The 20,002-nt window shown below is 65.5% G+C and carries 16 protein-coding genes; 9 read left to right on the forward strand and 7 right to left on the reverse strand.

Annotated elements, in window-relative coordinates:
* Window positions 1-19: 19 nt before the first annotated feature.
* Both OJB03_RS12050 and OJB03_RS12055 read left to right on the forward strand, forming a co-directional pair.
* Window positions 20-685 (forward strand): RNA polymerase sigma factor, encoded by a 666-nt coding sequence (locus tag OJB03_RS12050; protein ID WP_263787791.1) that lies wholly within the window; start codon window positions 20-22, stop codon window positions 683-685.
* A gap of 145 nt (window positions 686-830) precedes the next feature.
* Complete coding sequence (locus OJB03_RS12055; RefSeq protein WP_263787793.1) at window positions 831-1,154, forward strand: DUF971 domain-containing protein; 324 nt, start codon at window positions 831-833, stop codon at window positions 1,152-1,154.
* 251 nt (window positions 1,155-1,405) lie between these two features.
* Here the strand turns inward: OJB03_RS12055 and OJB03_RS12060 are convergent, their stop codons facing one another.
* The 5 genes from OJB03_RS12060 to OJB03_RS12080 form a co-directional block, all read right to left on the reverse strand.
* On the reverse strand, window positions 1,406-3,142 hold the full coding sequence (locus tag OJB03_RS12060) for a DEAD/DEAH box helicase (RefSeq protein ID WP_263787795.1): 1,737 nt from the start codon (window positions 3,140-3,142) through the stop codon (window positions 1,406-1,408).
* A 445-nt stretch (window positions 3,143-3,587) separates the two neighbouring features.
* Window positions 3,588-4,163 (reverse strand): hypothetical protein, encoded by a 576-nt coding sequence (locus OJB03_RS12065; RefSeq protein WP_263787797.1) that lies wholly within the window; start codon window positions 4,161-4,163, stop codon window positions 3,588-3,590.
* A gap of 330 nt (window positions 4,164-4,493) precedes the next feature.
* A complete protein-coding gene (locus OJB03_RS12070) occupies window positions 4,494-7,067 on the reverse strand; it encodes a S9 family peptidase (protein ID WP_263787799.1) in 2,574 nt (857 codons plus the stop codon).
* A 304-nt stretch (window positions 7,068-7,371) separates the two neighbouring features.
* Window positions 7,372-8,265 carry a 1,4-dihydroxy-2-naphthoyl-CoA synthase gene (locus tag OJB03_RS12075; protein WP_263787800.1) on the reverse strand — a complete coding sequence of 298 codons (894 nt, stop codon included), beginning with the start codon at window positions 8,263-8,265 and terminating at the stop codon, window positions 7,372-7,374.
* 68 nt (window positions 8,266-8,333) lie between these two features.
* Window positions 8,334-9,431 (reverse strand): glycoside hydrolase family 113, encoded by a 1,098-nt coding sequence (locus tag OJB03_RS12080; RefSeq protein WP_263787802.1) that lies wholly within the window; start codon window positions 9,429-9,431, stop codon window positions 8,334-8,336.
* 224 nt (window positions 9,432-9,655) lie between these two features.
* On the opposite strand from OJB03_RS12080, the gene lhgO reads away from it, so the two are divergent.
* From lhgO to OJB03_RS12110, 6 genes are all read left to right on the forward strand, one after another.
* Window positions 9,656-10,894: an L-2-hydroxyglutarate oxidase gene (gene lhgO / locus OJB03_RS12085; protein WP_263787804.1), complete on the forward strand. Its 1,239-nt coding sequence runs from the start codon at window positions 9,656-9,658 to the stop codon at window positions 10,892-10,894.
* Window positions 10,895-11,002: 108 nt separating this feature from the next.
* Complete coding sequence (locus OJB03_RS12090; RefSeq protein ID WP_263787806.1) at window positions 11,003-11,563, forward strand: peroxidase-related enzyme; 561 nt, start codon at window positions 11,003-11,005, stop codon at window positions 11,561-11,563.
* Window positions 11,564-12,520: 957 nt separating this feature from the next.
* Entirely contained in the window at window positions 12,521-13,114 is a 594-nt protein-coding gene (locus tag OJB03_RS12095) for a TetR/AcrR family transcriptional regulator (RefSeq protein ID WP_263787809.1), read from the forward strand.
* A gap of 136 nt (window positions 13,115-13,250) precedes the next feature.
* A complete protein-coding gene (locus tag OJB03_RS12100) occupies window positions 13,251-13,775 on the forward strand; it encodes a carboxymuconolactone decarboxylase family protein (RefSeq protein ID WP_263787812.1) in 525 nt (174 codons plus the stop codon).
* Window positions 13,776-13,992: 217 nt separating this feature from the next.
* Window positions 13,993-14,703 (forward strand): peptide-methionine (S)-S-oxide reductase, encoded by a 711-nt coding sequence (locus tag OJB03_RS12105; RefSeq protein WP_263787814.1) that lies wholly within the window; start codon window positions 13,993-13,995, stop codon window positions 14,701-14,703.
* Between the two features lie 101 nt (window positions 14,704-14,804).
* A complete protein-coding gene (locus OJB03_RS12110; protein WP_263787816.1) occupies window positions 14,805-15,494 on the forward strand; it encodes a peptide-methionine (S)-S-oxide reductase in 690 nt (229 codons plus the stop codon).
* Window positions 15,495-15,518: 24 nt separating this feature from the next.
* Here the strand turns inward: OJB03_RS12110 and OJB03_RS12115 are convergent, their stop codons facing one another.
* Together OJB03_RS12115 and OJB03_RS12120 are read right to left on the reverse strand one after the other, a co-directional pair.
* Window positions 15,519-16,952 carry a Na+/H+ antiporter NhaC family protein gene (locus OJB03_RS12115; RefSeq protein ID WP_263787818.1) on the reverse strand — a complete coding sequence of 478 codons (1,434 nt, stop codon included), beginning with the start codon at window positions 16,950-16,952 and terminating at the stop codon, window positions 15,519-15,521.
* Window positions 16,953-17,039: 87 nt separating this feature from the next.
* The gene (locus OJB03_RS12120) at window positions 17,040-17,726 is read right to left on the reverse strand and encodes an SDR family oxidoreductase (protein ID WP_263787820.1); all 687 of its coding nucleotides are present in this window, start codon (window positions 17,724-17,726) and stop codon (window positions 17,040-17,042) included.
* A gap of 403 nt (window positions 17,727-18,129) precedes the next feature.
* Between OJB03_RS12120 and OJB03_RS12125 the strand changes: the two genes are divergently transcribed.
* Window positions 18,130-19,758: a sodium:solute symporter family protein gene (locus tag OJB03_RS12125; RefSeq protein ID WP_263787822.1), complete on the forward strand. Its 1,629-nt coding sequence runs from the start codon at window positions 18,130-18,132 to the stop codon at window positions 19,756-19,758.
* Window positions 19,759-20,002 lie beyond the last annotated feature (244 nt).

Genomic DNA, 20,002 nt, shown 5'->3' on the forward strand with positions numbered 1-20,002 from the left:
AGAACAACCCCCCACATACATGGCGAAGGACAAGGCAGAAGTCGTCACCAAAAAGACCGCCTCGTCGGACAAGAATGCCTTCAACCAGCATGAGGCCCTTCAGGAGATGAGCGACGAGGACCTCATGTCCCAGTTTCAGGCTGGCACCGTGGAGGCCTTCAACATCCTCGTGGAACGGTACTCCGACCGTTTGATGCAGTACCTCTACCGCTTCCTGGGTGACAAAAAGCGGTGCGAGGACCTGCTTCAGGAGACGTTCCTGCGCGTCCACCGGAATCGGCACTCCTACCGGCGCATTGCTAAGTTTTCGACGTGGCTCTACACCATTGCCGGAAACCTGGCGCGCTCCGAGTACCGGAAGCGGAAGCGGCGGCGCATGCAGTCGATCCAGTCCGTCAACCGCGACAACGAGGAGTACGAGATGGAGATCCCGGACGAGTCGTTCTCGCCGGACAAGCACGCGGAGAGCACCATTCAGGACCACTACATTCAGGAGGCCATGAACGAGATCCCGCCGGCCTTCCGTGAGGTCGTGGTGCTGCGTGACATCCAGCAGCTCGCGTACGATGAGATTGCGGAGATTACGGGCCTGCCGATGGGCACCGTCAAGAGCCGCATCAACCGTGGACGGACGAAGCTGCAGGCGCTGCTCCAAGACGTGTATCCGTTCCAGGAAGAGGAGTAGTCACGCTCTCGGCCAGAACGGTCCGTGAGGTTGGTTTGTCGGTTATGTCAGATAATACTACGCCGGATCCCTACAGGGGTCCGGCATTTTTATTTCGCTGAGCCCTGCCGTCTCTTCTCCCCACACGCAATCGGTTCCCTCCCAAATGAACACGCCCGAGCCGAGCCGGCTCCAGGTCGACACGAGTGCCCAGACCCTCACGGTGGACTGGTCAGACGGACACACCTCGACGTTTCCGCTCGCGCGCCTCCGGGCGGCCTGCCCGTGTGCCGAGTGCCAGGGCGATGCAGTTGACCGGATTGATCCGCCCGCCCCCGACGCCGGACCGTCCGACGCCCCCCCGCAATGGACGGATCTCGAAATCGAGCCCGCCGGGAGCGTCGGCATCCGCATCACGTGGGACGACGGTCACAACGCCGGCATCTTCCGGTGGGACCGGCTCTGGGACCTACAACCGCCCGGTGCGTGAACAGACCTCCCCGGCGCTCCCCATCCTTATCCGGTGACCTGAGCGATGGCGACGAACAGGAGAATGATGCCGGCGAAGACCCCGAGGGCAATTAGGATCTGACGCGTCACGCGACGATTCATGGCGAACGGGAGAAGGGACGGGGGACTGACGAGGTTGCACGGCGTGGGCGGACCGGGTATCGCCGCCTTTGGCTTTTGCCTGCACTTGTTAAGATCGGGTAAACCGACCGTCTTTGTCAAGGCCGGGGCCTACACCAGCCGCTTGCTCCGAAGGCACCGCTTGAGCCATTTCTTTTTGCGCTTCAACAGTTTCAGGCTCATGTCAGACTGGGCCTTGCGGAAGCGATCCTTGGCTCTGGCGTGCACGTCGCGCATGTGAACGTCCATGCCACGGTTCTGCAGGGCGTAGGCCACCTGCGTCGCAAGCTCCGAGCATTCTTGGCGGAGCTCTTCCTCCTGCGCCGAGAGGTCGAGCGTATCGGAGTCCGGCTCCTCAAAGGGCTGGCGCTGCACCTGGAGGTTGGAGTCCCGTCCGTTGTCTTCGAGCTCCAACCGGTGGGTCTCGATCTCGCCCTCGTTGACGCCCGTCAGCGCCCACTCGGAGCGGTCGTCGGTCTGCTCGGACTTTTCGGGCGAGGTGCCCTCCTCCGTTCGTCGGCGGAGGCCCTCCTGCACCTCTCGCGTCATCCAGGCCAGCGTTTCGGAAAGGCCCAGGTCACCGGACGTGAACACGTCACACACGTTGGGCTCCTCCCCCCACGCGTCGTAGTAGCGCATGCCCCGAAAGATCTGCTGGAGCGTCTTGGAACGGGCACTCACGAGGTCGAGCTTGGCGATGACGCTGATGGTCTTGATGTCGGTGCCCTCCCCAATCATGTCCACCTGCACCATCACGTCCACCTCGCCGTTGCGGTAGGCCTCCAGGCGCTCCTCCCGCTCGTCGCGCGGCACGTCCTGCCCGATGCGGGTGGCGCTAAGCCAGCCGTAGCGCCGCTCCATAAAGTCGAGCACGTCGGCGGCGTGGCGGTTGCTCATGCAGGTGACGAGCATCTGGTGGTTGCGTCCATCCCCGGCACCAATCTGGCCGGCCCGCTTCTTCTGGAGGCGCCCCACGGCCGGACCCAACAGCGTGTCGAGATAGACGTCGTGGAAGCGAAGACTGCGGCGGGCAAAGTAGCGGTCGAGGTTCGACGTATCCCGTCCCACTTCGCTCTTCAGGTCCTCCAGGCTCACCTCCACCTCCTCGCCGGTGTCCTCCTCCACCATCGTAATGGTGTAGTCGATCACGTGCGCCTCGATGCGCTTCAGGATCTGCCCCTCGGCGTGGGCGTCGCGCAGGCTCACCTCGTGGAGGGCGCGGTAGTGGAGCCGCTCCCGACCGTCGTCGCCCGTCACCACGTCGTGCGGCACCCCGAAGAGGGGCTGGCCGTCGCTCCGGAGGGGCGTGCCGGACAGGCCGATGAGCGAGTCGTAGGACAGGCGCCCCACGGCCTGCGACCAGGTGCCCTCCTCCGGGAGGTGGTGAATCTCGTCGAGGACAAAGAGCGGCGAGCCCTGGTTGCAGTAGCGCTGCAGGTCGCGGTTGCCCGACTGCCCGCAGGCGTACTGGTAGGTGGCGATGACGATCGGGATCTCCGGGTTCTTGACGAACACGCGGTCCGCATCGGCCACACAGAAGGGCATGCGCGGCGCCCCGATCCAGCGCAGCATGCGCGCCATCTCGTCGGCGTCGGCGTACTGCTCCTGCAGGTTGCTCCGCGGTACGAACACGACGAGCTTGTCGCTCACGCCCATCGCCCGCGCCACGGCGAAGGAGGCGAGGGCCGTCAGCGTCTTGCCGTAGCCGGGAACGAAGACGCCGAGGTGGTCGGTGCGGCCGTCCTGATACGCCTTCGCGAGCTTGGCGAGAAAGGCGAGCTGGCCGTCGCGGAACGAGAAGTCGTCGGCCGGATCGAGACCAGGAAGGTCGGCGGCGGAGACGGACATAGATGCTACGTTGGACCGGGAGAGCACGAGACGGAGGTCGGGCGCGACGGTCTCCGACACTAACACCGGCGTGAACGTAGGGGCCACGTGTTGAAGGCGAAAGCCCCCAACGGCAATCTCACATTCGCGACTGAGCGGACCAGGAGAGGGGAAATGGGAGCGCGGGTGTTCTGAGGACGACGAACGTATGGAGACGCTCGCGCTCCGTATTTCACGTCTCCCGCCTTCCCTTCATGCATCAGTAGTGCCCGGACCCAGTGGCTCTACCCTCGGGGATCAGTCCGGTACAGGATCAAGAAATCTATTCGGGGCAGAGTCACTCTGGCGAAGCGCATCCACGAAGCCCCCCGGGACATTCCCGCCTCTGGTCAGATCTAAAGACCTTTAGAACCCAAGGAGACCGACTGAATGTGCACCTTTTCCCAGACAAGTGGTCACCTGCCACTCAGAAGTAGACGGACACGCCAAGGCGCGCTCGGCCTGAGCTCAACCGGAAGAAATTTTCTGTTTGATCTTCCCGGTCCTCAAACGCCACCCGATGTTGCTGAAAACGAAGGGACGTTTCGTACGTCCCGTTAAGGCTAATTCTCGAGTGGACGAACCACTCCGCCCCAATGGTTCCGGACGCGCCAAGGCCCCACTGCCACCTCGTTCTATCCTCGTCCGTTCCCTCTATGCTGGTTAGGTCGAATGAAACCAGAGGACCGGCCCCCAAGAAAAGCTGGACGGTCTCTGAGTCCTGATCTCCAAGCAGGGGATACGCAAGGTAGCGGGTGGTGATCTCGATGCCTCCCTGGTCGCGAGAGCGGCCCTCGTTGCGCCCGGATGCCACGAACGTATTCACCCCCAGCCCAAACTGCCACGCACGGGCCGCCGATGTGTGTTTCTTGGCCGAGATTGTGGACCCGATCAAGGAGGCAAGTGTGAGGTTCTCCCCCGCCGCAAACTGAAGGGCCCATGCTCCCTCTTCAAGTGGAATCGCGGTTTCTTCCGATGTCTCCTGCGCTTGCACTTGGGACATGCCCAGGCCCCCAAACCCCAAGATGAACACAGCAAGAAAGAGTGACCGAAAGTATGGAGTGGACGCACGGTACAACATGGTTAGAAGAGACTTGAATCACACTGACGAGCAGAGAAGGGCGGTTGGGATTCCCCGCAAGAGGATTAGAGTCCCTTGCAGTACGATAAACGATCGGTTACATCCAGTTCCTCTCGCTCAAGTGGTCCCGATCAGCGGTCCCTTGGGAACTCGTCAGTGAACCGCGAACCGCGCTTCGCTCAGTAGTGTCAGGGTACGTAGAATCCGTCCGGGTCCGGGAATTCACCCCTGAAGCACCTCCGGGCCCGAACCTCAGGGCCGCTCGCTCGCAGGTGCTTCTTGCTGAAGGGGCGTCACGTTCGGGCGGTCTCGCCCGTCGCCCAAGAGGTGTTCGGCGAAGTACTCGGCCCGGAGCCAGAACCAGTAGTCGCCCATGCTGCCGTACCCGTGCCGCTGGCCGGGGAAGACGAAGAGGTCGAACCGCTTGCCGGCCTCAATCAGCGCCTTCGCCATCCGGTAGGTGTTGGCCGGGTGCACGTTGTTATCGATTGTGCCCGTCGTTAGCAGAAGGTCGCCCTCCAGGTTGCCGGCGAGCTCCGAGTTTTTTCCGACGGAGATGTCGAAAGACACCTCTCCGGAGTCGTTCTCGGTCGGCTCCACACCGTGATGCGTCTCCGACCACCAGCGGTTGTACACGTTGTTCTCGTGGTTGCCGGAGGAGGCGACACCTACGTCGAACACGTCCGGATACTGTAGCAGGGATGTCGTCGTCAAAAAGCCGCCGCCGGAGTGCCCGTAGATGCCCACACGATCCCCGTCGATGAAGTCGTGACGGGCCGCGAGCTGCTCAATCGTGGCCTTCTTGTCCGCGAGCGGATAGTCCCGCAGGTTGCCGTAGCCGTAGGTGTGGTACCACCGCGAGCGGTCGGGGTGGCCGCCCCGGTGCCCCGCCACCACCACGATAAAGCCCAGCTGGGCGAGGCCGACCTCGTCCCCGCTCGGGGCAAAGGCCTTCGGCACCGCCTCCGTCTGCGGGCCCGGATAGACGTAGGTGATGACCGGATACTCCTTCTCCGGATCGAAGTCGAACGGCTTGTACATCACGCCGTGGAGGTCCGTCACCCCGTCGGCGGCCGTCACCGAAAAGGGCTCCGGCATCTGCCAGCCCGCCTCGTTCAGGCTGCTCAGGTCGGCCGTCTGCAGCTCCGTCACCACCTCTCCCTTGGCGTCTCGGAGGACGGCCTGGGGCGCCGTATCCACCCGGCTGTGGTTGTCGACGAAGAACCGGGCCGACTCGTTCATCGCCACACTGTGGTCGGCGTCGCCGGGATTCACCAGCTCGGCGCCCGACCCGTCCAGCGCAACCCGGTAGAGATGATCGTAGTACGGGTCCTCCCCGTCCTCCCGGCCGTTGCCGGAGACGTAGACGACGCCCTCCTCCTCGTCAATCGCCTCCACCGCATCGACGTGCCAGTCGCCCGCGGTGAGCTGCTCCTTCACCGTGCCGTCCGGCCCATAGCGGTACAGGTGCGACCACCCGTCCCGCTCGGACAGCCAGAGCACGTCGCCGTCGGACAGCAGTTCGGGGCGTTGCGTGTGGAAGTACTTGTTGAACCGCTCCTCGACGACAGTCCGCGTCACCTCGCCCGTCTCGGCGTCGGCCACGCGCAGATCGGCCTCCGTGCGGTCGCGACTGTGGCGCTCGTACCAGAGCTCACCGGATCCCTCCGAGAGCCACACCCGGCGGCGCGGCGCCTCGGAGCCGGGATAGCGAAACTGCCGGTCGTCGATGATCGAGAGGCTCTGATCGGTCCAGCTCGTATCCGTGACCCGGGTTTTCTCCAGTGCCTCCAGGTCGTAGACCCAGAGCTCGTCGCGCCCGACGCTGTCCTCACCGGGCATCGGGTATTTGAAGGTCTCCAGCTCGGGCCGGTCGTTGCCGGTCGAGTGCACGACCCACAGCTCCTCGACATCGCGCAGGTCCGACCGGACGAGAGCAAAGCGGCGGGAATCCTTCGCCCAGGAGATGTCGACCGCCTTGCGCTCTCCGCGCTCCTCCTGCTTCTCCTGGTCCGTTTGCCCCCGTCCGTCGTTGTTGGCCGCGTAGCTGTAGTACTTCTCCCCGTCCTCGGTAAGCCGCGTCTCGTCGAGGTCGAGCTCCTCGACGGCTTCCTCCGCGTCTTCTCCGTCCTCACCCCGGCGGGCATCGAGCACCTTCTCGTACGCCTCACCGGACATCATCCAGAGGTCGTAGTTGCGGGCAAAGACGACCGTCTCACCGTCCGGGGAGACATTGGCCCAGCCGGGATGGTCATCCGGCTCTTCGTAGTCCTCGAGCTCACGAAGCGTCTGGGTCGTGACGTCGTACTCGAAATGGAAGACCTTCTGCTCGGTCTCCTCGTCCGCCCCAGCGTCCTCTATGTCTTGCTCTTGCTGCTGCTCGTCGACCTCGTCCTCCACCTTCTGGGAGGAGGTCACGTCGAACTGAAGGGTGTTTTCGTCGACGAAGCGGATGTTCTCGATGGGCAGGTGCTTGGCGTCCCACGGGTCCTGCGTGATGCGCGTGAGCTCGGACGCCAGGCGCTCACGGTCGAACAGCTCTCGCTGCGTGCCGTCCTCGGGGTCGACGATCCAGTAGCGCGTGCCCTCGGCAGTTTCGAAGTCGTACCAGAACCCCTCTCGGCCCTCGATCCACTGCGGATCGACGGTCAGGTCGTAGGCCATGTCCTCGATCTTGTACGGGGCAAAGCGCTCGGCGAGCTCGTAGTTGGCCGCCCCTGGACCGCCGACGCGGCCCTCCTCATCGGCGGCCTCTTGCCCGAACGCGGGCGCCGCGGGTCGCACCGCGAGCACGGCCCCCAACACCGCGCCGGTAAGGAGCAACAAACGCGTGGATAAATGAGCAGGCGAGCGACGGGAGGGGAGGAAACCCCAAACGATCGAGAGATTCATCGACGACAACACAGAATCGAAGAGAAGCTACAGAAACAGGATGTGGGCCGAGGGCCGCGCACAATCTACATGAGAGCCTCCTCAGAATGCAACCGCCGACGCGCGCCGTCCATCCACCGCACCGGTCTCCGAATCAGTCACGCCGGTAGCCCACGGGGGCGAACCTGCCTCAGACCCCGGGCCCTGACAGCCGAGACGCACAGCAGCATCGCCGCGTCGCTGCCCTCTGTGCCCGTTCTCAGTAGTGCCATGGCACGTCGGACCAGTCGGGATCGCGGCCCTCCAGAAACGCGTCGCGGCCTTCCTGCGCCTCGTCGGTCATGTACGCCAGGCGCGTGGCCTCCCCCGCGAACACCTGCTGCCCCACGAGCCCGTCGTCGGCCATGTTGAAGGCGTACTTGAGCATGCGGATGGCCGTGGGGCTCTTGCCGTTGATGGTCTCGCCCCAGTCGAGCGCCGTCGACTCCAGGTCCTCATGGGGCACCGCCTCGTTGGCCATGCCCATGTCGACCGCCTCGTCCGCCGAGTAGGTCTTGCCGAGGAAGAAAATCTCGCGCGCCTTCTTCTGCCCCACCTGCTGGGCCAGCAGGGCCGAGCCAAAGCCGCCGTCGAAGCTGGCCACGTCGGGATCGGTCTGCTTGAACTTGGCGTGCTCGGCGCTAGCGAGCGTGAGGTCGCAGACGACGTGCAGGCTGTGCCCGCCGCCCACGGCCCACCCCGGCACCACGGCAATCACCACCTTGGGCATGAAGCGGATGAGGCGCTGCACCTCCAAGATGTGAAGGCGCCCGGGGCGCGTCTCGTCGGGGTCCCCCTCTTCGCCCTCGTACTGATATCCATCTTTGCCCCGGATCTGCTGGTCCCCGCCCGACGAGAAGGCCCACTTCCCATGCTTCTCGGACGGGCCGTTGCCGGTGAGGAGCACACAGCCCACGTCCGCGCTCTGGCGGGCATGGTTGAGGGCCTGGTACAGCTCGTCGACCGTCGGCGGGCGAAAGGCATTCAGCACCTCGGGGCGGTCGAACGCAATCCGCACCGTGCCGTGATCGACCGATCGGTGGTAGGTCACGTCGTCGAAGTCAAACCCGTCGACGGACGTCCAGGCGTCGGGGGCGAATAGGGCAGATTCCATGCGGGACTGTGGGTTTGTGCAGATGAGAATGCGTCGAGCGGACGCGTCGCCGTCCAGTGAGGGGCCGTCTATGACTGTGGCGGCGCTGCGCCCGTGAACCAGCGGCGCAGGACCTGTTCGGCGGGCTTGCCCTGCGGGGTGAAGGCGGTTGGCCCCTCCACCTCGGCCGGCGGGTGCCACTTCCAGACAATGCCGCCCTTCAGCCAGGGCGCCCGGCCCACGGTGGACAGGAAGGCCTGGTAGCAGCGAGCCTGGAGGGATGGGTCGGGCGCCGCGCCGTCGTCGCGCTCCGGCCACTCCCAGGGCCGCGCCGCCGCCCCTTCAGCACTCCGGTAGCCGACCTCCGTCAGGAGCACGGGGCGCCCGGTGCGCTCGTGGATCTTGGCCAGGGCCGCCCGGTGGGACCCCCATCCTGCCTGGAGCATCTCGAGCGACGGGTCCGCGGCGTCTGTAAGCGGGAAGTAGGCCTGCACGCCGACGTAGTCGAGGACCTCCCAGAACTGGACGTTCTCGTACGCCTCGTGCCAGTTGGCCGCGTAGGTGAGGTTTCCGTCGTAGACGGTGCGGGCCTCCTCCGCGAGGGCCCGCCAGAAGGCAGGGCGCTCGGTCGCCGACCGGGTAAGTTCGGTCCCCAGCACGAGCGCATCGGCGTCCACCTCCGCGGCGAGGCGGGCGTAGAGCATGAGAAAGCGGCGGTAGTCGGCCTCCCATTCCGCCCACCCGGACTCGGTATCGAAGCCGATGTCGCTCCGGTCCTGGGCCGCATCGTACCCCCCCACCCAGAGGTGCGGCTTTAGGATGACGCCCATCCCCAGCGCGTCGGCCTGGCGGGCGAGGGTGCGGATGCCGCGGTGCGACTCGCTGTACCAGCCGTCGCCCGTGTCGGCCCGGACGGTGGGCGCGTCGGGCGCCTTCTGCCACCCGAATGCCACCAAGGTAAGGTGCGTCACGCCCAGGTCGCGGAGCCGCACGAGCAGGCTGGAGTCGGGGCGGGTTCGGGCATCCAGCGTCACGGAGCGCACGTCGAAGACGGGCTCCGACGGCGAAAGCGTATCGGCGGTCGCCGACGGGGCCCCATCCGTGGTACCACACCCGGCGCCGCCGGCGAAGAGCACGCCGAAGGCGAGCCCAGTCGCGAGACACAGGCAGTGAAGAGGCTGGCGCACGGGACGGAGGACGCTGATTCGAAGACACGCCGTCTAAACTCTCCGCGGGCTCGGGTGTTGCCTCCTTGGTAGCCCTCTGTCGCTCCCGCCCGGCAGACCGATGGGCACTCGTCGCGGGGCGCCACGCACTTTTCAGTTTGCTTCGTCTTTGTACCTTGAGGAACACGTCCTCGGGGCCGTCCGGGGGCGCCTCACGGTCTTCTCACAGCATCGATCGTTGCCGTATGCCGACCTACGACGTTGCAATCATTGGGGGCGGAATCGTGGGCCTCGCCACGGCCTACCGCCTCACGGAGCAGTACCCCGACGCGGCCGTCACCATACTGGAGAAGGAAGACCGGGTGGCGGCCCATCAGACGAGCCACAACTCCGGGGTCATTCACTCGGGCATCTTTTACGAACCCGGCTCGCTGAAGGCGGAGAACTGCCGGACCGGCAAGCGCGCCCTCGTCGAGTTTTGCGAGCGCGAGGGCGTGGACTACGAAATGTGTGGCAAGGTCATCGTGGCCACCGACGAGAGTGAGGTGCCCGAACTGGAGCGAATCGAAGCGAAGGGCCATCAGAACCAGGTGGACTGTACCCGCATCGGCCCGGAGCGCCTGCACGAGTTGGAGCCCCACGTGCAGGGCGTGGCGGGGCTCCACGTGCCGGCGGCCGGCATCGTCGACTACGAGGCAGCGGCCGAGGCCCTGGCGGATCGCGTCGAGGCCCGCGGGCACCCGATCCAGACCGGGGCTGCCGTGCGCGACCTGCACGTGACCCCGAACCACGTGACGGTCGACACCACGACCGGCGCCGTCCAGGCCCGCCACGCCGTTAATTGCGCCGGCCTCTACGCCGACCGCATCGCCGAGATGAGCGGCCAGGACCTGGACACGAAGATCGTGCCGTTTCGCGGCGAGTACTACGAGCTCGTGCCGGAGCGGCGGTCCCTCTGCGAGCGCCTCGTCTATCCGGTGCCCGACCCGGCCTTCCCGTTCCTGGGGGTTCACTTTACCCCGACGGTCGACGGGCGCGTGGAGTGTGGACCGACTGCCGTTCTCGCATTCGCCCGCGAGGGGTACGGCCTCACGAACATTGACTGGGGGGAGCTCCTGGAGATTCTCACGTATCCGGGCTTCCAGAAATTGTCCGCGCGCCACTGGCGAAAGGGCCTCCGCGAGTTGCTTCAGTCCATGAGCAAGCGGGTCTACCTGCGGGCCGCCCGCCAGCTCATCCCCGAGGTGCAACGGAGCGACTTCACCGCCCCGTGGGCCGGGGTGCGGGCCCAGGCCCTTCGGCGCGACGGCACCCTCGTCGACGACTTCCTGATCCGGGAAACCGACCGGGTCGTGAACGTCATCAACGCCGCCTCGCCCGCCGCGACCTCGGCGCTCAACATCGGGGCGCTCATCGTGGAGAACCATTTGGACGATCGGTTGACGGACCTCCACATTTCAGGCGGGGCTCTGGAGAGTGGGTAATCACCGCTTTCCCTGCCCGGCGCACCGGTACGGGGCCTCGTAACTGTAAAGGCGTAGCCGGAACACATGGCCCCGCGTGCTTGCCCTTTCCCCCTCCCCCGCAACCTCATGGCCTGGATCGACGTCATTGACCCCGCGGACGCCACCGGCGACCTGAAGGCCCTCTACGACACGATCGCCGAAAAGCGGGGCAAGGTCTCCAACGTCCTGACGGTACACAGCCAGAACCCCGCGGCGCTGAAGGAGCACCTTGACCTCTACGACGCCGTCCTGTTTGGGTCCTCTCCCCTGAGCCGGGCCGACCGCGAGGCGATCGCCGTGGTCGTCTCCGCCGCCAACGAATGCGACTATTGTGTACGGCACCACGCCGAGGCACTCCAGGCCTACTGGCGCGACGAGGATCGCGTACACCAGTTGGCCGACGACTACACCGCGCTCAACGACCTCGACGATCGGCTCCGCACGGCGTGCGCCATGGCCGAGAAGCTGACCACCGCTCCCGGCGCCATGGCCGAGGCGGACGTGCACACCCTGCGCGACGTCGGGTGGTCCGACCGTGCCGTGCTCGACATTGTGCTCGTGACGTCGTACTTCAACTTCGTGAACCGCATCACCAATGGCCTCGGCGTGGAGGCAACCGAGGACGAAGCGACCGGCTACAACTACTGATTTTCCTTGTCCCGGCCGGGCCCCCATCCATACATGTCGCCTCTACGGCCTCCAGGCCCCCGCTCCGCGTGGGGCCCCCGAGCCAGACCTCTTTGTGGCAAGACCCACGCGGCACCGCCCGCGGACGCCGAGTACCGAGCCACGGTGTTCGTCTCCGAATGCATCCCCCGACGCCGGCTTGATTGTGCCCCGTATGGTTCTTGTGGGCACGTTTCCGGGCCGTTCGTCAACCACGCGGGGGCATCCAGGCTGATAGTAAACCGACAACGAAGGGTCTATCAGGGCATCTCAGCGTCACACTCCTCGTGATGGTCTGCGGGGGACCGCTCCCGCTCTTTGGGCGGAGCGCCCCCGCGTACCATCCCGAAACGATCCGCCCTGACTTCGCCGCATATACCCAACAGGCGCCGAATCGCGCCTTTGCCTCAGGTCGTGACGGATGGGGAGGCGCCCACAGACAGCCGTCTCCCCAAAAAGCCTGGAGCATTGCCCTCTCCAACTGCCGAGAATTTGTGGATCAGTGTGTCGTGATCGCCGAGAACGACGAGATTGTACGCCCCGAGGATCTGTTCCCCGACGCCTCCGGCCATTCCTCCGCACTGGAGTCCCCGACGGAGTGGTCCGGGAAACTGTCTTTCTCCTCGCTATGGTCGGCCTCGCAGTACTCGTGGGCGGCACCGTCTTTTCCAGGCGGTACCCACTGCATCTGTTTTCCACCGGTCTCTCCGATGGCGGGAACGGCTCTTCAACCGTTTCGAAGTCAACTGAAGGAGCACGGGCCCTACACCGTGACGCCTGGGGGACGGCCCTTCGAGTGTCTCCCTGAGCAGAGGGCGCACGCTCCCTCGCAGCTCTACGGACGATCCCGGCACCACACGCATCATAGGAACCGCACTCAACACCTGCACGTCCACTGCCGTGGAGCTTACTGACTGGTAAATCAAAATCGCGGCCGACATGCAGACCCCATCCAGCGCGCCGACAGAATCTGACACTACCGCCAATCAGATTCTCGACGTGGCCGAGGCGCATATCCAGCGCCGCGGGTACAACGCCGTCAGTTACGGGGACCTCGCCGACGAACTGGATCTCACCACGGCGGCCATTCACTATCACTTTCCCTCGAAGGCCGACCTCGGACAGGCACTGGTGCGCCGGTACCGCCAGGGGAGCCTCCAGAAACGAGCGGCATTCGACGAGCAGCACGCGGCTCTCCGCGAGCGGCTCCTGGCGTACGTCGATCTCTTTTCGGGCATCATGGAGGACGGTGGGCTCTGCCTCTGCGGGATTCTTGCGGCCGACGCGGAGACGCTTCCGAACGAGGTGCGCCAGGAGGTCCAGCAATTCTTTGCCGAACAAGAAGACTGGCTCACGACGATCATCGGGGCCGGCACAACCAGCGGGGCGGGCCTGCAGGGCTGCACCTCTCCCCGAGACGTGGCCCGCGTGCTCCTGGCCGCGGTTGAAGGCGCCATGCTCACGACCCCACATCGGGATCCGGAGACGTACGCCGACACGCTCCGCCGTCTCGTCGACTCGATTGTAACGTAGCCGGCAGCTCTTCCACCGACGAACGGAAGAGGAAACCTCTCGTTGCCCTGAGTGTGCTTACCTACTAGTAAGTATATTGGTGAAGACGCTCCGATACCCGCGCACACGTCCACAAATTCATTCCTCTAACCGCGTTATGGCTACGACCACCGCTGAAGAGACTGCCACCGAACAGGTGCACGAGAAGGCTGAGCAGGCGCTCGGCTTCGTGCCCAACCTCATCACAGAAATCACGGGGGAGAACCCCGCCGTCGCGGACGCTTACCTGACCGCCACGGGCATCGTGGAGGACGGGGGTGTCCTTTCCGGCGCCGAGCAGCAGGCCGTCGTTCTCGCCGCGTCCAGCTACAACGATTGCCACTACTGCACGAAGGCCCACGCTGTAGCCGGCCAGCAGGCTGGGCTCGACGCCGAGACGACCGAAACGATCAACGAGGGCGGCCTTCCGTCCGATGATCGCCTGAAGAGCCTCGTCCGCGCCACGCGCCGCATCCTCGGCAAGCGCGGCTGGCTCTCCGACGCCGACGAGGCGGAATTCGCCGATCTTGGCCTGGAGCGGCCGGAACTCTACGAGATTGTTGCGCTCGTCGGCATCAAGACGATCAGCAACTACGTAAACCACATTGCCGACACAGAAGTCGACGAACCGTTTCAGGCATAAGTCCAAGTCCTGACACGTTGCGTCGGAAGCCACTTGACGCCCCCACCAAGACGGCGGCGATGAATCGCCGCCGACCGAGTGCGCCGGCCCCTTCCTCTAGGAGGGGCCGGCGTTTTTGTTGGGACAACGACCAATGCACACGGGCGGAAGGGACTCCGGCCGGGCCGTGCAATCAACGTCACCGCTCGCACGTTCGACGGGTAGATCATCGTTTACGATGCCGCCCCCGCCCCACGCATCGATGCAGCCGCCCCCGATGGACCAGACGGCCCCCGAAGCGACCGAGGCCACTACCGTCGCCCTTGGGTGCTTCTGGGGCGTGGAGGCCGCTTTCGGGGCGCTGGACGGCGTGGTCCGCACCACGGTCGGCTTTGCCGGAGGGCAGTCTGCCGCCCCGACGTACGCCACGATTGGGGACCACGCTGAGGCGGTACAGGTCGAGTACGATCCGGATCGGCTCCGCTACACCGCGCTCCTGGATCGCTTCTGGTCCGTGTTCGATCCGACCCTGACGCCCGCCAAGCGTCGATACCAGCCCCTGCTCGTGCCCCAGAACCCAGAACAGATGGATCACGCGCGGGCCTCGCGGGCCGACGCCGTCGCGCAGGACGAACGGGCCGGGCGTGTCGAGATCGTTGATGATGGTGATTTTTGTGCCGCCGCACTCCGGCACCAGAAGCACGTGCTCCGCCGGTACGACGACGTGACGGCCGCACTCCGGGCCCGCCTTCCGGGCGAGCGAGCGCTGGCCCGGTCCCCCGCGGCCACACTCGCCACTGGCTACATCGGGGGCTACCGCGACCCAGCCCGCCTCGCCGACGATCGGGACCGCCTCGGGCTGCCCGACAGTGCCCTTTCGACGCTGCGGGCAGCAGCACGGCGGCACGGCAACTGGAACGTCTTCGTGCGGGCGGACCAGTCTGCGTAGCGCCGGCGCTTCTCCCTCTCATCTCCGTGGCCTCGTCGACCTCTCGCCGGGACCGCCGCGGTGGTTTCTCGTATTTTATTGCCTATCCCTCCCCATTCCCCATGTCTTCTTCAACCTCCCCCGTCGACGCCTCGATGGACGTACCGCCCATGGACCGCCGTGCCCCAGCCGATTGTGCCCACGCCGCCTTCGCGCTGGGATGCTTCTGGGGCCCGGATGCTCTCTTTGGTGCCCAGGAGGGGGTGGTGCGCACCACGGTGGGATACGCCGGCGGCGGGACCCCCAATCCCACCTACGAAGACATTGGTGACCACATCGAGACCGTCCGCGTGGAGTACGATCCGGCCCACATTTCCTATACGGACCTGCTGGACCTCTTCTGGGCCGCGCACGCCCCCACACGAGCGCCGCTCAAGCGGCAGTACCAGTCGGCCCTCTTCCCGGCCACCCCCGAGCAGGCCGAGCAGGCTCGTGCATCGAAGACCGACGTCGCCGCCGAACACGACGGGCCCCTCAGCACCGAACTCATCGCGGACGCCTCCTTCACCCGCGCCGAGCCCTACCATCAGAAGCACAAGCTCCGCCGCCACTCCGCGGTCGCCGACCCGTTGCGGGCCGTCTATCCGGAGGACCAGGCCTTTGCCGACGCGCCCGCCGCGGCCCTCGCAAACGGCTACATCGGCGGCCACCGGGCCCCGGCGCGGCTCGACGACGACGCGTCCCGCCTCGGCCTGCCCACGGAGGCGACGGAGGCGCTCCGCACGATCGCGGAGGATCGCCATCGGGCGTGAGTGAAACCTCCTCGTCCGGCGAGATCATCCGGCGAGCAGGCCCGCCACGACGAACGCGACGGCGGCCAGCCCGGCCTGCACAAGGGCGTAGGGCATCTGCGTGTTGACGTGGTCCACGTGGTCGGACGCCGCCGCCATCGACGAGATAATGGAGGTGTCGGAGAGCGGTGAGGTGTGATCCCCGAAAATGCCGCCGGACAACACGGCCCCCAGCATGAGGGACGACGGGAGGGCCACCTTGACGGCCAGCGGCATCACCACAGGGATGAGAATCGCGAAGGCGGTCCACGACGACCCGAGCGTGAACGCCACGAAGCTCGATACCGCGAAGACGAGCACGGGCATCCACCAGGCCGGGCCCTGCTCGCCGACAATCTGCACCACGTAGTCGCCCATCTCGAGCGCCTGGGACACCTGCCCGAGCGCGAACGCGAGCACCAGTAGCAGCGTGACGGGTACGAGGCCGGACGCGCCCTTCACGATCCAGTCCATCGACGTGCCCGGCGTCAGGGTGGCGCGCCCCTCCCGGAGCGGACGCGGGATGGCGTAGAGCAGCAACGCCGCCCCCAGGGCCGTCCCCACGGCCCACAGCACGGCCGTCGAGCCGCTCCCTTCCATGAGATTGCCCCCGCCGGTGACGTACAGCCCCACGAAGATCATCGCCACCATGACGGCGACGGGGAGCAGCAGGTTGCGCGCCTGTGGCGTCACGTGGTCCGGCGGCTCGATGCGGGCCACGTCTTCCTCAATCATCGGCTGGGCGTCGGGGCGGAGGACCTGCCCGGTGTCCGCCGCCCGCTCCTCCGCCCGTCGCATGGCCCCGAAGCCCCAGCCCGTTAGCGCCAGCACGAGCGAGAACCCAATCGCGAAGAGGGCAAAGAAATTGAAGAGCACCGCCTCGGCCAGCACGGCCACGGCGTTCTGCGACAGCTCCTGGGCCCCGACCAGGCCCAGGACGAAGGCCCCCCACCCGTTGAGCGGAATCGACATGCAGACGGGCGCGCAGGTGGCGTCGCAGTAGTAGGCCAGCTTCTCGCGGGGAAGATTGAGTCGATCGAACAGCGGACGGCTTACCGCCCCGACGGTGAGGGACGAGATGTTCGACTCGACGAAGATGACCATGCCAATGCCCCACGCCAGTAGCTCGGCCCCGCGCCGGCTCTCCCCCCAGCCACGGGCCCGCGCCCACTTGATAAAGCCCTGCACCCCGCCGGAGGCCTGAACCAGCGCTACGAGCCCACCCACCAGCAGACAAAACACAAGGATGCGGGCGTTGCTCTCGGTCGTGAAGACCGTCACGATCTGGCTGGCCAGTTCGCGGAGGCCCAACACCGGATTGCCCCCGGTGAGGATGGTGGTGCCCAGCCAGAGCCCGGCGAAGAGCGACAGGTAGATTTGCCGAGTCCACATCGCAAGTCCAATCGCCACGACGGGCGGCAGCAGAACGATCCAGTCCATTCAGACACTACTTCCGTGGAAGAGTCCCGTCAACGAGGCCAGTGCCGCCGGGGTCAGCGAGGAGGCAAATGACCGTCACGAGAGACGCTATGACGTTGCGCGGACTTTCAGCTCCGGCACATGACCACGCGGGCTGCGGGTGGCGGTGTAGAGCATCGCGTCGGCCAACTCGCGCGGGTCGACCCAGGTGGACGGGTCGGCGTCCGGCATCGCCTCGCGGTTGTCCGGCGTGTCGACGACCCCCATCGGGTAGAGGACGGTCGTGCGCAGGCCTGCGCTTTTTTCCTCCAGCTCCAGGGACTTGATGTAGGACGCCACGGCGGCCTTCGACGCCCCGTAGAGGCCGGCCTCAGCCTGGCCCTCTAATGCCGCTGGCGCGGACACGCCGAGCAGAAAGCTACTGTCCGCCCGCGTGAGGAAGGGCACCGCCGCACGGGCCGTGTTGAAAAGAGTGCGGAAGTTGAGTTCCATCATGTGAGCGTAGTCGTCGGTCGTCGACTCAACGGCCTGTTGCATCGCAAAGCCGCCCGCAATGGCGAGGACGGCGTCGAGCGCCGCCTGCTCCTCCCAGAGATCCGCGAACGTCTCCATCGTGGCGTCCTCGTCGGTCAGATCGGTGTCGAACACCTGCGCATCCGGAAAGGACGCCTCCAGGGTGGCACGGTTTTCCTCCCCGTAGTCGATGAGGACGAGGTCCCAGCCCGCGTCGTCGAAGACCTCGGCGGTCACGGAGCCGATGACGCCGGCGGCACCAGTAATGGCTGCAGTGGGCATGGCGGTCGAATTTTGGGTCTGTGCAGTAGTGCGTGTGCTCCTAACGTACCGACTGGAACGGTTCGGGTCAACGAGCCGGGGCCTCCGTGTCAGAGACACCGAAGACGACGCAGCAGAGCAGTCGGATGCAGGAAAACGTTGAATATTTTTATAACGCTGTGCAGCGAGACCTCGTACTGAGCCTACCATTCTCTCACTTCATATTCACACCTGTATGAAGGTCTGTAACAATCCGAGATATGGGAGACAAGTCGCCCGACACGGTGGTTACTCGTCGAGAGAACCTATACGTTTGGTTGTGGTCTCGCAGAGATGGGGGTTCCCTCTTCTGCCGGACCGCGTACGCCGGACCACGAGCAGTCGTGCGGCACGGATTCTTTCCAATCATACCGACTCTCAACGGATGAGTGAGTTAGCGATCTACTGGATCTTTGCGGGCGCCTTCCTGGCGGGCATGGTGGCCATCGGCGCGTACCAGTTCATTGGCCTCCGAACCGTGGACGACCGGGGCGAGCGAGCCTTCGACTTCTGGATCGGCGAGGGAACGGTGCCGGGCTGGTGGACGGCGGCCTCCCTCGCGGCCGGATGGCTCCTGCTCGGCTGGATGACCTGGCAGATGTACCTCTGGTACGCCTACGGCCTCGGGGCCATCTGGATCTTCACGATCCCCTGGATCCTGTGCACCGTCGGGCTCCTGTTCGTGCCCAAGCTGTTTCGGCGGTTCCCAGGCGTCTCGATTCCCGAGATCCTCCGCTTCCGCTTCAACCGCATGACGCAGACGCTCCTGGGACCCGTGCAGAGCTTCGCGTACCTCACGTGGCTGGCCGCCGAGATCTACGTGCTGAGCGCCGTGCTGTCGAAGCCGCTGGAGGTGGGCATCGTGACGATGGCCATCATCGTGAGCATCACGTTCGGCATCTACGTTACGCTCGGGGGCTTCCGCTCCGTCCTGCGCACGGACCTGATCCAGTTCGTCTGCGCGGCGATCATGCTCGTGGCGCTCTCGGTGTTTGGCATCATGGAGGCCGCGTCCATCTCGGGCGGGTTTGGACAAATCGTCTCTCAGATCAACGAGACGCCCCCCATCTACGCCGACCACTTCTGGGACTGGGACTCGCCGGGCTACTCCTACATGTTCGCCGCAGTCTTGATCTACACGCCCGGCTTCATCACCCTGCAGGGGGCGTGGCAGCGCGTGATGGCCACCTCCACGGAGGAAGAGGCCCAGAAGGGAATGTGGTGGAACGTGACGTTCAACATCGCCATCGTGGTTCTCATGCCGACCATCATCGCCATCTCTGCCCTGGTCGTGTTCCCCCCTGTCGGCGGCGAAATTCCGAGCGAGGTCGGGAGCTTCGGCTACTTCATCTTCTCGTCGATGATCACGGAGCTGTTTAGCAATCCAATCGTTGCCGGGGCGCTCATCGTGGCCCTTATGGGGATGGCGCTCTCGTCGGTCGACACTTACGTGAACGTCTGCGCCATGAACCTAACGAAGGACGTGCTGGAGCCGCTCGTCTTTGAGCGGTACGACGTGAGCGGGTACGCTCGCCTCAACGCTGGGCGGGCCGTCACGGCCGGCTTCATTGGGCTCTCGCTTCTCTGGGCGTTTGAGTTCCCGGGGCTGTTCGACATGTACTTCCTATCGAGCGCGCTCATCTCGGCGACAACGGCCGTCGCCACGTTCAGCGCGTTTTCCAAAAAGCCGACGACGCTCTCCGCCTACCTGGCCATCATCTTCGGCACCGTCGGCATCTTCCTGTTCTTCTTCCTCGGCAAGTACGAAATGCTGGGGTGGTTGCCAACGTGGCTCACCAATTCGGGCCTGGCCTACGGCGTGATCGGGCTCGCCCTTTCCATCGTGGGCATCTTCGTCGGCATCGCCTTCGGCAAGCCCCCGAGCGATCGGGTGCTGGAGCGCTACGATGGTGAGTACTACTCGGGGCGCCGCGAGATGTACGAGCTGAACCAGCAGCTGAAGCAGGAGGAGAAGGAGGAGCGAGAGAAAGCCGCGGCGGCTCCCTCCGCATAGGGGGTCGGTGGGGGGACGGCGCTGACTCGTGGGGCGCGCCTACGCCACGGTGACCCGTCCCCCAGCGTCACTACCGGGTGTGTCTGCTCATGCCCCCGTCTGTACGGGCATTGCCCCACTGAACTCATCCACATTGCGGTCGCGCTCCTGTCGCGGGACATTCCAGTCCCGGGGCGTTCATGCCCCTGGGGCGAGGCCAACCGCGATGCCCGCCCTCGTGACCCCGGTGGCATCCATCTTCGAT

This window comes from Salinibacter grassmerensis (assembly GCF_947077765.1).
GTDB classification, from domain to species: Bacteria; Bacteroidota; Rhodothermia; order Rhodothermales; family Salinibacteraceae; genus Salinibacter; species Salinibacter grassmerensis.

What these genes read in the sequence shown, in the direction of transcription:
- OJB03_RS12095 (WP_263787809.1), top strand. Translation starts at nt 12,521, where the DNA reads ATGCAGACCCCATCCAGCGCGCCGACAGAATCTGACACTACCGCCAAT.
- OJB03_RS12120 (WP_263787820.1), bottom strand. Translation starts at nt 17,726, where the DNA reads ATGCCCACTGCAGCCATTACTGGTGCCGCCGGCGTCATCGGCTCCGTG.
- OJB03_RS12090 (WP_263787806.1), top strand. Translation starts at nt 11,003, where the DNA reads ATGGCCTGGATCGACGTCATTGACCCCGCGGACGCCACCGGCGACCTG.
- OJB03_RS12110 (WP_263787816.1), top strand. Translation starts at nt 14,805, where the DNA reads ATGTCTTCTTCAACCTCCCCCGTCGACGCCTCGATGGACGTACCGCCC.
- OJB03_RS12100 (WP_263787812.1), top strand. Translation starts at nt 13,251, where the DNA reads ATGGCTACGACCACCGCTGAAGAGACTGCCACCGAACAGGTGCACGAG.
- OJB03_RS12115 (WP_263787818.1), bottom strand. Translation starts at nt 16,952, where the DNA reads ATGGACTGGATCGTTCTGCTGCCGCCCGTCGTGGCGATTGGACTTGCG.
- OJB03_RS12055 (WP_263787793.1), top strand. Translation starts at nt 831, where the DNA reads ATGAACACGCCCGAGCCGAGCCGGCTCCAGGTCGACACGAGTGCCCAG.
- OJB03_RS12105 (WP_263787814.1), top strand. Translation starts at nt 13,993, where the DNA reads ATGCCGCCCCCGCCCCACGCATCGATGCAGCCGCCCCCGATGGACCAG.
- OJB03_RS12125 (WP_263787822.1), top strand. Translation starts at nt 18,130, where the DNA reads ATGAGTGAGTTAGCGATCTACTGGATCTTTGCGGGCGCCTTCCTGGCG.
- OJB03_RS12050 (WP_263787791.1), top strand. Translation starts at nt 20, where the DNA reads ATGGCGAAGGACAAGGCAGAAGTCGTCACCAAAAAGACCGCCTCGTCG.
- OJB03_RS12075 (WP_263787800.1), bottom strand. Translation starts at nt 8,265, where the DNA reads ATGGAATCTGCCCTATTCGCCCCCGACGCCTGGACGTCCGTCGACGGG.
- OJB03_RS12065 (WP_263787797.1), bottom strand. Translation starts at nt 4,163, where the DNA reads ATGTCCCAAGTGCAAGCGCAGGAGACATCGGAAGAAACCGCGATTCCA.
- OJB03_RS12060 (WP_263787795.1), bottom strand. Translation starts at nt 3,142, where the DNA reads ATGTCCGTCTCCGCCGCCGACCTTCCTGGTCTCGATCCGGCCGACGAC.
- lhgO (WP_263787804.1), top strand. Translation starts at nt 9,656, where the DNA reads ATGCCGACCTACGACGTTGCAATCATTGGGGGCGGAATCGTGGGCCTC.